A 13,830-nucleotide genomic window follows, 5' to 3' on the forward strand; every position below is an offset into this window, starting at 1 on the left:
AAGTGCTAAACCATTATGAGTCGTACTTCATTTGCAAAAAAGACCTTTACCAGTATTAAAGGCAAAGCACAAAAAGCATTGCATCGCAGCTTAGATCAGCATGTAAAACTGGCTGTAACAGGTTTGAGTGGCAGCGGAAAAACAGCGTTTATTACCGCATTAGTTAAACACTTAACAAGCCAAGCCAGTGATAAAAACCTGCCTTTTTTTGATGTAATGCGCGAGCGCCGTCACATTGCCACTAAAGTAGTGCCGCAAGAGGCGCTTAAAGTGCCCACATTTAATTATACTCGAGCATTAAATGCGTTACTCCCCAGTGACGGCGAGCCAACATGGCCGCCTTCAACCGAGCGCATAAATACGCTGCGTTTAGCTATTAAGTATCAAAGTAACGCTGGGCTGCGTGGCCATTTTTCACCGCAATCAACACTTTATTTAGATATTATTGACTACCCCGGCGAGTGGTTGCTTGATTTACCTATGCTGGAGCAAAGTTATGCACAGTGGTGCGAGCTGCAATATCCGCTATTAACGCAGCATTTGCGGGTACATACCTCAAGTGAGTTTTTAACAGCCGTTGAGCAACTCGACCTAAATGCGCCGGTAGATGAAAGCGCACTTGCGCATATTGCACAGCTTTATCAAAGCATGTTGGTAGGGCTTAAAAAAGACACTAAATTAGCTATGCTGCAACCTGGGCGCATGTTAATGCCAGGCGATTTACAAGGCGCGCCATTGCTATTGTTTTTTCCAGTATCGGGTGAGATAAATAGTAATAACCTAGTTGCAGGCTCTAACTTAGCGCATTTAATTAAACGCTTTAACGCCTACGTTAAAGAAGTTGTAAAGCCTTTTTATAATGAACACTTTCGCCATTTTGATCGCCAAATAGTGTTAGTGGATGTGCTTAGTGCCTTAAACGAAGGGCATGCAACCTTGCAAGAGCAAAGTAGTGTTATTAATCAGTTATTGGCGCACTTTAGTTATGGTGAATCGGGCTTTTTTAAACGCTTATTTAAACCTAATATAGATAAAATATTATTTGCCGCTAATAAATCAGATCATATAACCGCTAAGCATCATAAAGATTTAGCACTATTACTCGACTCATTAGTGCACGAGCAAAGTAATCATTTAAAGTTTGATGGTGTGCAAATAGAAACCATGGCTATGTCGTCAATTACCGCAACACAGCCGCGCCAAGTAACCGACAAAGGCCAAACGCTAGACTGCATTTATGGCAAGCCACTTAACGAGCCTGATTGGCTAACCTACTTACCGCCACAGCCGCCTAATAGAATGCTTAATAAAAGTGAATGGCCAGCGCAAGGGTTTGAGTTTTTATCGTTTTCGCCAATGCCAAGCCCAGATAAGCAGTTAAAACATATTCGATTAGATCATGTGATGCAGTACCTGTTAGGAGACAAGTTAGCATGAGTGAATCAAACCAAGAGTTTCAAGCAGGACGTCGTATAAATACCCAGAGTATGGAGCAAAACGAACCTGAATTGGCGCCTGCAAAAATAATTGAACATGGACAAAGTGATTACCAAGAAGATAATGACGAGGCGCTAGAGCCAGAAATTGACCTAGCGCCAGTATATAAAAAGTCAAAATGGCAAACGCTCAAAGGCATTTTTGTTGTTAGTTTTATAGTGCTGGTATTGCTAGAGTTTGCTTTTTCATTGGTACTGGCTTTTCAACAGTCGATTATTTTAGGCAGTATATATTTAACCGCTGTAGTGAGTGGGGTGTTGCTAATAGGGCGCTTATTATGGCGCGAATACCGAATGCTGCGCAGTTTAAAACGTAACCAGTTACATCGCCATGAAGCCGACAGGCTGTTAAATAGCGAGCAAGTAGGCGGCGCATTACCTTGGCTTGAAAAACTAAATAAACATCAGCAACTTGATAACTTTGAAACTTTTAAAAATCAAGTGGCAACGCATCACAGCGATAAAGAAATAATGACGCTGTACGCCAATAGTTTATTAATAACGCAAGATACCCAAGCTAAAAAGCTAATTAATCGCTTTGCAACCGAGTCGGCGTTACTAGTTGCGCTTAGCCCGCTGGCGCTGGTGGATATGATGGCTGTGCTGTGGCGTGGTACTAAGTTAATAGAGCAAATAGGAAAAATTTACGGGATTGGTTTTGGTTACGCAAGTCGCATAAAACTGTATCGCATGCTAATAAAGCAAGTAATGTTTGTGGGCAGTGCCGAGCTTATTTCTGATTTAGCTGCAACCGCGCTAAGCGCCGAGTTATTAGGTAAGCTTTCAGGGCGAGCAGCACAGGGCTTAAGTGCCGGTATATTTACCGCGCGCATTGGCTACAAAGCAATGGAACTAAGCCGCCCATTACCTCGGCTTGAAAATAAACGCAATTTATTAAAAAGTACGGTACAAAATATTGCTAGTAAAATTATTAGCCGTAAAAAGCCCGAGACAACGGAGTAAGCAGTATTAAGAAATACTTGGCAATATTTATGTACAGCTAAAAGTATAAATATTGCACAAGTAGCCATCTGAGCATCCGGGATGCTTGTGCTTTGAATGCCCATACGTTTTGATTGAAGGCTAATACCCAATAACAATCAAAATAAGAGAGTATTCAATGAGCAAGCATCATATAAACACCCAATGTATTCACGGCCCGCAAAAAGCAAACGACCCTCACGGCGCACTCACTTCTCCTTTGTATCAAACCTCAACTTTTCATTTTGAAAATGCAGCGCAAGGTGCAGCACGTTTTGCTGGCGATGAGCCGGGCTATATTTATACCCGCCTAGGCAACCCAACTACTACCGAGCTTGAACAAAAAGTAGCGCAATTAGAGGGCTGTGAAGCGGCTGCAGCAACGGCAACTGGTATGGGGGCGGTATCGGCCTCAGTACTTAGCTTTTTATCGCAAGGGGATCATTTAATTGCATCGAGTGCTTTATATGGGTGTACCTTTGCGTTTTTCTCGCACATGTTGCCGCGCTGGGGAATAGAAGTCACCTTTGTTGATATGACCAACGAGGATGAACTACGCGCTGCAATTAAACCCAATTCAAAAATGATATTTGTAGAAACGCCCATTAACCCCACTATGGCGGTTATCGATTTAGCATTAATTGGCGCCGTTGCAAAGCAGCACAACTTAATTAGCGTGGTCGACAACACCTTTTTAACGCCATTACTACAATCACCTAAGCAGTACGGTATCGATATTATAGTACACAGTGCTACAAAATATTTAAACGGCCATGGCGATGTGGTAGCGGGCATTGTATGTGGATCTATGGAGCATATAACGCTAATAAAAATGACGGTGCTTAAAGACATTGGTGCCACTATAAGCCCGCACGATGCTTGGCTTATTAATAGAGGTTTAAAAACCCTCGCCATAAGAATTGAGCGCCACTGTATCAGCGCACAAACAATTGCCGAATACTTAGAAGCGCACCCACAAGTAAGTAAAGTTTACTATCCTGGGCTTAAATCGCACCCTGGATATAAATTTATTGGCAAACAAATGAAAGCGGCAGGCGGTGTTATTGCTTTTGAGCTAAAAGGTAGTTTGCAGCAGGGGGCGCAATTCATTGATAGTATGCGGCTTTGTACAATTGCCGTAAGTTTAGGCGACGCTGAAACACTTATTCAACATCCAGCCTCTATGACCCATTCACCTTACACACCAGAGGAAAGACTCGCTGCAGGTATTAGCGATGGATTAATTAGGCTTTCGGTTGGACTTGAAGATGTTAACGATATTATTGCTGATCTTCATCAGGCATTTACTCAAATAAATTAGAGTGTATTTAATTGTGTACGATATTTTGCATCTTTAAAGCTTGTAATTGCTAGGTTGTTTTAAATTATTTACTGGCGTGTAATTTTAAGTGTACAAGATGGCTGATCGTGGCTAATACAGATGTAGCCCAAGCTATTAAACTTTTGTTCACTTTTGCATAGTATGGCTGCAATCGGTATCCAAGTTACTTGGGTATCACCCTGACACCGGTTTCGGGTTAATCCCAAAGAAGGTACTAATGGCTAAAGCAAGTAAATACACCTCCAAAACACCAGATGAAAATGGCGTTATACATTGGAGCGATGAAGAAAATAAAATTTGGTCTGAGCTCGTAGCGCGCCAACTTGCGTGCATTGAAGGCAAAGCCTGTAACGAATATATGGAAGGTTTAAAAAAAATAAACCTGCCACACGATCGTATTCCGCAACTTAGTGAGCTAAACGAAGTACTGCTAGCCACTACCGGTTGGCAAGTAGCGCCAGTGCCGGCACTTATCGACTTTGATGAGTTTTTTCGGTTACTGGCCAATAAGCAATTTCCGGTGGCGACTTTTATTCGTAGCCGGGATGAGTTTGATTACCTACAAGAACCCGATGTGTTTCATGAAATATTTGGTCACTGCGCTATGCTTACTAACCCTGATTTTGCAGAGTTTACGCATAAATACGGAAAACTTGGCTACGCGGCAGAGAAAAAAGATCGTGTATACCTAGCGCGCATGTACTGGTTTACCGTTGAATTTGGTTTAATGCAAACCGATAATGGTTTGCGTATATACGGCGGTGGTATTTTATCAAGCCCAGGAGAAACCCAGTACGTATACTCAAGCACGCCAGAAATTACGCCAATGAGTGTATTAGATGTGCTGCGTACCCCGTACCGAATTGATATTATGCAACCGCAGTACTACACCATAAATTCGATTCATGATCTGTTTGATATATCGCAAATGGATATAATGGCTTTGGTTGAACAAGCAAAAGAACTTGGCTTGCACGACCCAAAATTTTCACCAAAAGAAAAATTAGCTAGTTAACTTTAATATAAAAAGTAACGCTAAAGATAAGGATTTAAAATGTCTTCATTAAGTGCACAAAAATGCGAAGCCTGTCATGCCGATGCGCCAAAAGTATCAGACGAAGAGCTAGCGCAATTAATTACCAAAATCCCTGATTGGGTACCTGAAGTACGCGATGGCATTATGCAGCTTGAGCGTGTTTACAAATTTAAAAACTTTAAACAAGCTATTGCGTTTACTAACAAAGTAGGCGATATGGCTGAAGACGAAGGCCATCACCCAGGTTTATTAACCGAGTGGGGCAAAGTAACAGTTACTTGGTGGAGCCATTCAATTAAGGGACTACACAAAAACGATTTTATTTGCGCTGCTAAAACAGATGACGTATTTAACGCGCTGTAATACCAAACTAATTGAGCAAACCAACAAAGGCACTTATTTTTAAGTGCCTTTTTGCTTTTTAGGGAAAATAAAAGGCCAAACACAGGGAGCTTAGGCTAGGAGGCCGATATGGATTATTTAGCCCTTAACTATGTGATGCAGATAAGGGCTAAATTGGGTTAGCGCAAATTATTTGTCGGTGTTTAGCATTTCGTCATGCTCAGTCATATCCCAAGGAAGCTCGCCTGGGCTGTTATCTAAAAAGTGCAAATAGTTTTCAAATTGGTCGAGAATATCTTTCACAATATCATCTTCGCTATAGCCAAAAATATCATACGACAAACCACCACGGCGTAAGTATACCTCTGCACGACAATACGTTTCAGTGTTATCTGTTTCAGGTTTTAGCTCAGAGTGAACAAAACTAGGCATTGCATGCTCTGTTAACCTTATGTCGTATACAAAGTCCATATGTTCATGGCGTAAAACAGTTAAGTGCGCGCGACATAAGTCGGCATCAAATACTACTTCAGCATGCCATTGTCGAGATTTTAATTCGGCTTGCACCTCTTTCATCGCTTTAGTCACTACTTGGTCAATAAAGTTATGTACTTTGCTTTTGTTTGGGTAGTCGATCATGGCTGCTAAACGGCGTTTCCAATGCGATAAATTTAAGTTTCTGCCGTTTAAAGTATGTGCTTGTAAACTGGTATCGCGATGCCCTTCAATTACAAGCGCACGCCATAGGCCAACAGTGGCAATTAGCATAATAATAGCAAAGGGTAATGCACTGGCTATTGTCATAGTTTGCAGTGCGCTGAGCCCGCCTGCCAGTAATAAAGCTGCAGCAACCGCACCTTCAAGAACCGCCCAAAATACCCGCTGCCATGCAGGAGTGTTTGCATTACCACCTGAAGCTAATGAATCAATAACGAGTGAGCCAGAGTCAGACGAGGTAACAAAGAAGGTGATAATTAAGAATACCGTTAATAGCGAAATAAAGAATGACCAAGGTAATACTTCAAATAATTGAAATAGTGCTACGGCATGGTTCGCTTGCACATCAGTAATTAAAGTGTCTAAGCCTTCATTCATGATTAAATTGAGAGCCGTATCACCAAATATCGAAAACCATAAAAATGTGAATATGGTGGGCACTAACATTACCCCAACAACAAATTGCCTGATGGTGCGACCACGGCTAATTTTTGCGATAAACATACCCACAAAAGGTGCCCAGGCAATTGTCCAGCCAAATATAAATAAGGTCCAGTTACCTATCCAGTCGCTGCGACTATAAGCTTGCAAGTTAAAGGTACGCTCAACAATACCGCTTAAGTAACTGCCAGTATTTTGTAAAAAAGATTCTAAAATATGAATGCTAGGACCAATAAAAAATACAAACATCATTAAAGATATTGCCAAGGTCATATTCAAAATAGATAAGCGCTTAACGCCTTTATCCATACCCGCTACCACAGAGAGGGTTGCTGCTGCGGTTATAATGGCAATGGCTGATATTTGCACTGTGGTATTTATAGGAATGCTTGGCCATAAATAATGTAGGCCCGCATTTATTTGCGTTACTGATAACCCCAAGGTCGTGGCTATACCAAATAGAGTACCTAAAATAGCAAATATATCGACCGCGTGACCAATTGGGCCATAAATTCTATCGCCAATTAAAGGATATAACGCTGAGCGAATTGATAGGGGCAAACCATGACGAAAAGCAAAGTAGGCAAGTACTAAACCTACAATTCCGTATATTGCCCATATATGAAATCCCCAATGGAAAAATGCAATTTGCATTGCTTGTTTAGCAGCGTTAACTGTTTCTGCCGCACCCGAAGGTGGAGATGCATAATGCAATACAGGCTCAGCAACACCAAAGTAGAGCAGTGCAACACCGTAGCCTGCAGAAAATAACATAGCAAACCACTCTGCAAAGCTATATTGCGGCTCTGAGTGATCGGGCCCTAGTTTTATGTTTCCCCAACTAGAGGCGGCAACAGAGACTATAAATACTAAAAATATAGCGACAGATAACATATAAAACCAACCAAAGGTTTCTGTTATCCAAGTAAGGGCGATACTGAATGCTTTACCAGCAAGTTCAGGGTTACTGCTCGTACCTATCACTAAAAGGAGAATGATGAATACGGCAGGCAAAAATACGGGGAGTAAAATAGTTGAGCGTAAAGCTTTTGTTGTCATATTAGTCCTTAATATTTATTGCTAACTTTAATGTATGCTTAACTACCTTATTATATTCTGGGTGTGCTTGGCTAATTTAATTGACCTAAGTGTGTTTGAGTTCCATTAACTAAGCATTGTTGACTAGCTCGTTTTATGATCTCTTTTGAAGGTTCAGGTATAAAAATCGGCTCTAACAAAGTTTAGAGCCGATAAATATCTGAAAGATCGAATAATTATCTAAAAACGACTAGCATTACTGAATCAAGCCCTTTTTACATTATAAGCTGCGCGCTATTGCGTATTTACACTCACAGCTTGGAGCGTTTCGCTTTGATAGCAGCCTAAAATACGTACATACTGGGTGTATTCTTTTAGCTCCTCTAATGCATTTTTTACTTGGCTGTCGGCAAGGTTTGCTTCTAAGTCGACGTAAAATACTTCTTCCCATGGGTTACCTGGCATAGGGCGAGACTCTAACTTAACCAAATTAATTTTATGTTGTTTAAAAATCATTAATGCATCGGCAAGTGAACCAGCCTGCTGTTTAGTGGCCATAATTAAACTGGTTTTAGTGGGTATTTGCTTTGATACCTGCAATGGCTTACGGGCTACAACAATAAAGCGGCTGTGGTTTTCGCTTTGATTTGCTAAGTTAGATTTAATCACTTCTAGGCCTACATTTTTACCTGCTTGGGCAGAGCCAATAGCGGCACTATTTGGCGTATTTAGTGCTGATTGCAGGGCACTTGAAGTTGAGTCGCAGGTTTCGTGTTGCAGCTCACCAAGGCCTTGTAAAAAGCGGCTACATTGAGCAAACGGTTGCGGGTGAGCAAATATTTTTGTAAGTTGGCTAAGCTCAGTATCTGGGTTGGCAAGTAAACAATGTTCAACACTGTGCGTTACTTCACCAACAATAGACACTTGTGCATGTTGTAGTAAATCAAATACTTCGTTGATACTGCCTGAACTGGTGTTTTCAATAGGCAGCAAACCAAAATCGGCTTGGCCGTTTTCTACTTTACCGGTAATTTCGTCAAATGAGCTACAGCCTATTTCAACTAACTTACCTGGGCGACGGCTAAAGTATTTATGACAGGCCAACTGGCTGTATGAGCCTTGCCCACCTAAATACGTAACACGATGGGTTTCGCTTAACGCATCCGGGTTAAGGTTTTTTTGCAGCATAGCTTGTTGATGCAATACAGAGTCTTCTAAAATAGTTTGAAAAACATTATTTACGTAATAGGCGTCTAATCCTAACGATTTCCCATAACCTATCAGCTTTTCTAGAAGTGCTAATTCACGGGCTTCATCACGAATCGGTTTATTGTTCGCTATTTTATATTCCACCACACCATGGCTAATACGACGTCGTTTGGCTAGTAAAACCAGTAAATCAGAATCTATCTCATTTATATCGTGTCGAAGTGTATTTAGTACATCATTGCTCATTTGGCTTTCCTCATTCCAAAAGTATGCTGTTCATACAGCAAAAACAAAAAAGCCTCCCGGTTGGGAGGCTTTGCTATTCGATTGATTTTATCTCACAAACAGTTCAGCCTCTTCTATATAAAGAAGCTAAAAAACGAAAAAAAAGTAACTGCGTAAGTAATGTTCATGCTGATAATGTATGGAGAGTTACTGTTAATGTCAACAGCGCTTTTATTAAATAACTTAAGCTTTGAATAATAAATCTATCTCTAGTGGCTATTTCTAACGTTAATTGCATTGAATTTACTTGCAACAGGCCAGCTATTGATGCGTAAACTCGCATTGTCCTCCTTCTTTTTATATATAATTTACAAATAATTTATAAATATGATCTCGGATCTGGTATATTTCTATTACTGGTTAAAATAATAATTATTATTAATAATAAGGCTCGCCTGTGATGTATCGACGCCCCCCATCTCGTTTCGGGATAAACTCACTTAGCGTCAAGTTGTCATTGTTGATTTCTGCAATATGTTTAATTGCTGGAGTGTGTGCGGCCGCGTTAATGCTCAAATCTGAAGAAAAACAACTGGTTTTTGAAGAGCATGAAGTATTAAAAGAATCTAACGAATTACTTATAAAACAATTCAAAAACTTACTAAACACTAAAATTAAAGTTGCTCAGCAAGCAAATATAGTCGTGGGTGAGCAGCTATTTAGTGATCAGTCATCGTTAATAAGTAATAAAGTAAATACACTGCAATTAAATAATGACGGTACGATACGCAGTGTCTCTACTGATGGGCTTTCGGCTGCATTTATCCCACAAACTAGCTATACACCTTTTTATAAACAATTAATATCAGACTCTGAAACGCTCTGGAAAATCATATCGCCAACACTTACTCAAGATTTTTTTAATTTTTACCTCATTACTAAAGATAACTTTATTCGCATAGCGCCGCCTAACGAGGCTTTAAATGCGCCAGCTAATTATACATTTACACAAAGTACGCGCTTTAATTACGCTAAGGCGCTTACTAATCTTCAACATAGGCCTGTTTGGTCTAAAGTTTATTACGATAATATATGGCATAAATGGGCCCTAAATTCGGATAATAAGTGCAATTTCTCAGATTAGATGGCCAGCTGTTATAATTCGGCCATTTTCTCGCCAAAGGAAATTGCTTTAATGAAATATAAACAGCTGACACAAGAAGAAAGATACCAGATTTACGCGTTAATAAAAGCAGGAAATAACCAAAAGCAGATAGCTGAAGAACTAACTCGTTCACCGTCATCTATTTCTAGAGAGCTAAAACGCAATAAAGGACTTAAAGGCTATCGGCCTAACCAAGCCAATAACTTTGCTGAACAAAGACGTAAGTCATCTTTCAAAGCAAGTAAGTTAACAGAGGACGTCACTCACTGGATTAATAAATTGTTGCATGACGGACTTTCCCCTGAGCAAGTGGCAGGCCGCTTAGCTTTAGAGAAACAGGTCGTTTTACATCATGAAACAATTTATCAATATATTTACAGAGACAAGGCTCGTGGTGGCAAGCTACATAAGACACTCACTCGTGCATGTAAAAAGCGCTATGGAAGCTATGATAAACGTGGACAGATAGTTAATCGAGTCAGCATTGATGAACGCCCAAGTATTGTGGATTCAAAGTCTAGGATTGGTGATTGGGAGGGCGATACAGTGATAGGTAAAGGGCGTAAAAATGCGCTTGTCACAATGGTTGAACGTAAAACGTTATATACAGTCGTTCACAGAATTGAAAGCAAGCATGCGAAAATAACAGCCGATGCGCTGATCAAGTGTATGACACCATATAAAGATAGGGTTATTACCGTGACGTTAGATAATGGAAAAGAGTTTGCTCACCATGAGCATGTTGCACAAGCATTAGAAGCTGATGTGTATTTCGCTCATCCCTATTCATCATGGGAGCGGGGCATAAATGAGAATACCAACGGCTTACTTAGACGCTTCTTCCCCAAGGGAACTGACTTTATGGCGCTAAGTGAAGCAGAGATACAGGCGGCAGTTGATAAGCTCAACCATCGGCCAAGAAAAACAAGAGGGTATAAAACCCCTCATGAATTATTTACGGGGCAATCAGAAGTTCTGGTGGCTGCATAATGATTGCACTTAATACTTGAATTCAAGGGCTATTAGTTTAACGGTTCCTATTTATAAATAGGGTGAGCTTTTAGGTGTTACTGGCAGCGACATCGCGCTAAAAACATTAATTTCGCAATTGCCAATTGGCGGCAAAGAAAAACACTTAGTGGTATTTGACAGCCAAGGGCAGTTATTAGCACACCCCACTTTAACCCAATCAAGTTATGCACAATATGGTAAAGCAGGCAAAAAGCTACTCCCTGAGGACTTTATTGATCCCACATTACAAGTAATTGTAGATGATGCGATTAAAATGCAACTGCCCGAATATGCTTCATCATTCAAATTAAATGATGAAGCGCATATTATTAATATTCATAAAGTAGATGGCTTAGATTAGTATGTAGGGGTATATAAAAAGCGTTCTTCAACATTCTCTGCGTTAGAAGATTTAAAGATGAAGTTTTTTGGGCTATTTATACTCTATGCCATTTTAGTCGCCTTGCTCTTACATCAAGCACTTTATCAGCTAGTACTTAGGCGTATACATTCTTTGGTTTATGCCGTTACAAACTTTGGTCAAGGCCAGTTACAAATAGAATTTCCAAAAGAAAACAAAGATGAAATAGGCACTCTCAACGGCTCATTTAAAGACATGACCATTGAAATTAGAAAGCTAATAGATGGGCTTAACCAGCGTATTATTGAAAAAGAAATTGCAGAAAAAGCAGCCAGGCGACTATCCAAAGCCGTGGCGTTTTCTGGCACTGGTGTGGTGATCACCGATAAAAACTTTATCATTGAATACGTAAACCCTAAAATGCTTGAAATGACCAGCTTTTCAGAGGAACATTTTAATCGAGCGCCTTTATTAAGCATTATTGCAAGCGAAATGGCTATATTAATTGATGATATAGATGTTGATTTACGCAGTCGTAATTGTTGGCGTGGCGACACCTTAATTGAAAGCAATAATAAAGCGCCTATTTGGGTTTCTTTAAGTATTTCACCTATTCGCGAAGATGACGGAACAATTACCAGTTACGTAGCCTCTGCGCAGGATATTTCGTTTGTTAAAGAAAGCCAGCGTAAAATGGAACAGCTTGCTTATTTTGATACTTTAACAGGACTTGCTAATCGAACATTTTTTAGAATGCAGCTGCGTAAATCGATGGCGCTCGCTGAACGCGGGCATTATGCCTTTGCATTGTTTTATTTTGATTTAGATGAATTTAAACGTATTAACGATACCTTAGGCCATAATGCAGGCGATCAATTACTCGTTGAAGTTGCAAATAGATTAAAGCAACGCCTAAGAGCCGAGGATACTATTGCGCGTTTAGGCGGTGATGAGTTTGCTATATTACTCAGTGGCATTGAGCATCAAGAGCATGCAACTCAAGTGGCAAATACGATTCAAAAAAACCTCAATGAGCCTATTCAACTTGGCAGTAACGAAGTTATTATTAGTGCCAGTATAGGCATTACTATGGCGCCATACGACAGCCAAGAAGAAGACCAACTGTTAAAGCATGCCGACTTAGCCATGTATGAAGCAAAAGCGAAAGGGCGTAACACCTTTCATTTTTATAGCCAAGAGCTCAATACTGCTGCAAATGAACGCTTGTTTATTGAAAACGAGCTACGCCAAGCTATAAAAGATAAACAACTCACGGTTTATTATCAGCCGCAGATTGATAGCCGCACTCAGCTTGTAATGGGTTACGAAGCATTGTTACGCTGGTTTCATCCAACAGAAGGGGCGATTGCACCCACTAAATTTATACCTATTGCAGAGGCTACCGGTTTAATTGTTGAACTGGGAGAGTGGGTATTACACCAAGCATGTAATTTTGCAGTTAAGTTAGAGCGAGTAATATTTCGATTAACTTATCGGCCAGACAGTTTAAAGATGCCAGCTTATTACCTACACTGAAAAAAATAATAGCCAGTACACAGGTGTCGGCTAAAAGCCTACATTTAGAATTAACCGAAAGTATGCTGATGGGCAATGTAGAAGCTGCTATAGCACAACTACATGAATTAAAGGGACTCGGGGTTTCTATTTCTATAGATGACTTTGGTACTGGTTACTCTTCATTAAGTTACTTGAAACGTTTTCCGGTGGATATTCTTAAAATTGATCGCTCATTTATAAAAGATATTCCAGATGATAATAATGATATGGCAATAACAGCGGCAATTATAGCCATGGCGCAAAAGCTAAAACTCGATGTGGTTGCCGAAGGGGTAGAAACCGTTGAGCAAGTAGAGTTTTTGAAAAATAACAATTGCTTTATAGTGCAAGGGTATTACTTTAGCCCGCCAATTGCAGAGCGCGATTTACCCATGCTTTTTGAACGATTGGAGCAAATGGCGAAGGACGAAAAATAAAATTAAATTGCGGGTTTAACCACCCGCAATTTTTACTTTAAAGGTTAAGCTTTCTAAAATAGCTTTTAGTTTATCGCGATCATCACCTTGTACTTCAATAAGACCGTCTTTTACTGCGCCGCCTTGGCCCATTTTACTTTTAAGTGTTTTAGCTAATTTTTTTAAATCATGCTCTTTAGGATCGACTCCAACTACCAGCATAACGCCTTTGCCTTTGCGTCCTTTTGTTTGGCGCTCAATACGCACAAACCCGTCTTTAAATAGTTTACCTGCAACTTCTTTCTCTGGTTTTGGTTGCTCTATTCGCCCCGTTTGTGTTGAATATACTAAGTGACTATCGCTCATCATTACCCTATACAAAAATTGAATCAAACAATGGCGTAAATAATAGCAAATTTGTGTATTGATGTTTTTATTTTTACTAATTAGTTTTAAACAGTTATATTTGATTCAAAGAATATTAATAGGACAT

At 40.0% G+C, this 13,830-nt stretch carries 9 protein-coding genes and 2 pseudogenes; 8 read left to right on the top strand and 3 right to left on the bottom strand.

Annotated features, from left to right (window positions below; all coding sequences use genetic code 11):
• Positions 1 to 15: 15 nt before the first annotated feature.
• The 5 genes from CIK86_RS03155 to CIK86_RS03175 all read left to right on the top strand — a co-directional run bounded on the left by CIK86_RS03155 (position 16) and on the right by CIK86_RS03175 (position 5,218).
• Positions 16 to 1,437 (top strand): YcjX family protein, encoded by a 1,422-nt coding sequence (locus tag CIK86_RS03155; RefSeq protein ID WP_086997937.1) that lies wholly within the window; start codon positions 16 to 18, stop codon positions 1,435 to 1,437.
• Entirely contained in the window at positions 1,434 to 2,459 is a 1,026-nt protein-coding gene (locus tag CIK86_RS03160) for a YcjF family protein (protein ID WP_011328703.1), read from the top strand. Before CIK86_RS03155 ends, CIK86_RS03160 begins: the two co-directional genes overlap by 4 nt.
• A 157-nt stretch (positions 2,460 to 2,616) precedes the next feature.
• A complete protein-coding gene (megL, locus tag CIK86_RS03165; protein ID WP_011328702.1) occupies positions 2,617 to 3,798 on the top strand; it encodes a methionine gamma-lyase in 1,182 nt (393 codons plus the stop codon).
• Positions 3,799 to 4,036: 238 nt separating this feature from the next.
• Positions 4,037 to 4,834 (top strand): phenylalanine 4-monooxygenase, encoded by a 798-nt coding sequence (gene phhA, locus CIK86_RS03170; RefSeq protein WP_011328701.1) that lies wholly within the window; start codon positions 4,037 to 4,039, stop codon positions 4,832 to 4,834.
• Between the two features lie 39 nt (positions 4,835 to 4,873).
• Positions 4,874 to 5,218, top strand: coding sequence for a 4a-hydroxytetrahydrobiopterin dehydratase (locus CIK86_RS03175; protein ID WP_011328700.1), 345 nt, complete (start codon positions 4,874 to 4,876; stop codon positions 5,216 to 5,218).
• A gap of 168 nt (positions 5,219 to 5,386) precedes the next feature.
• On the opposite strand, the gene CIK86_RS03180 is transcribed toward CIK86_RS03175, so the two are convergent.
• Together CIK86_RS03180 and CIK86_RS03185 are read right to left on the bottom strand one after the other, a co-directional pair.
• The gene (locus CIK86_RS03180; protein ID WP_086997940.1) at positions 5,387 to 7,414 is read right to left on the bottom strand and encodes a BCCT family transporter; all 2,028 of its coding nucleotides are present in this window, start codon (positions 7,412 to 7,414) and stop codon (positions 5,387 to 5,389) included.
• A gap of 273 nt (positions 7,415 to 7,687) precedes the next feature.
• Positions 7,688 to 8,848, bottom strand: coding sequence for a chorismate mutase (locus tag CIK86_RS03185; protein WP_086997942.1), 1,161 nt, complete (start codon positions 8,846 to 8,848; stop codon positions 7,688 to 7,690).
• A gap of 439 nt (positions 8,849 to 9,287) precedes the next feature.
• Between CIK86_RS03185 and CIK86_RS03190 the strand changes: the two are divergent.
• From CIK86_RS03190 to CIK86_RS03200, 3 genes and pseudogenes are all read left to right on the top strand, one after another.
• Positions 9,288 to 9,941 (top strand): annotated as a pseudogene (locus tag CIK86_RS03190) (diguanylate phosphodiesterase); the annotation flags it as partial.
• 81 nt (positions 9,942 to 10,022) lie between these two features.
• Positions 10,023 to 10,982, top strand: a complete 960-nt coding sequence (locus tag CIK86_RS03195) for an IS30 family transposase (RefSeq protein WP_096317083.1) — start codon at positions 10,023 to 10,025, stop codon at positions 10,980 to 10,982.
• Positions 10,983 to 11,013: 31 nt separating this feature from the next.
• A pseudogene (locus CIK86_RS03200) lies at positions 11,014 to 13,358 on the top strand (EAL domain-containing protein); the annotation flags it as partial.
• 15 nt (positions 13,359 to 13,373) lie between these two features.
• Here the strand turns inward: CIK86_RS03200 and CIK86_RS03205 are convergent.
• On the bottom strand, positions 13,374 to 13,703 hold the full coding sequence (locus tag CIK86_RS03205; RefSeq protein WP_011327641.1) for a translation initiation factor: 330 nt from the start codon (positions 13,701 to 13,703) through the stop codon (positions 13,374 to 13,376).
• Between the last annotated feature and the right edge of the window lie 127 nt (positions 13,704 to 13,830).

The organism is Pseudoalteromonas sp. JB197 (assembly GCF_002332205.1).
Taxonomy (GTDB): Bacteria; Pseudomonadota; Gammaproteobacteria; order Enterobacterales; family Alteromonadaceae; genus Pseudoalteromonas; species Pseudoalteromonas nigrifaciens.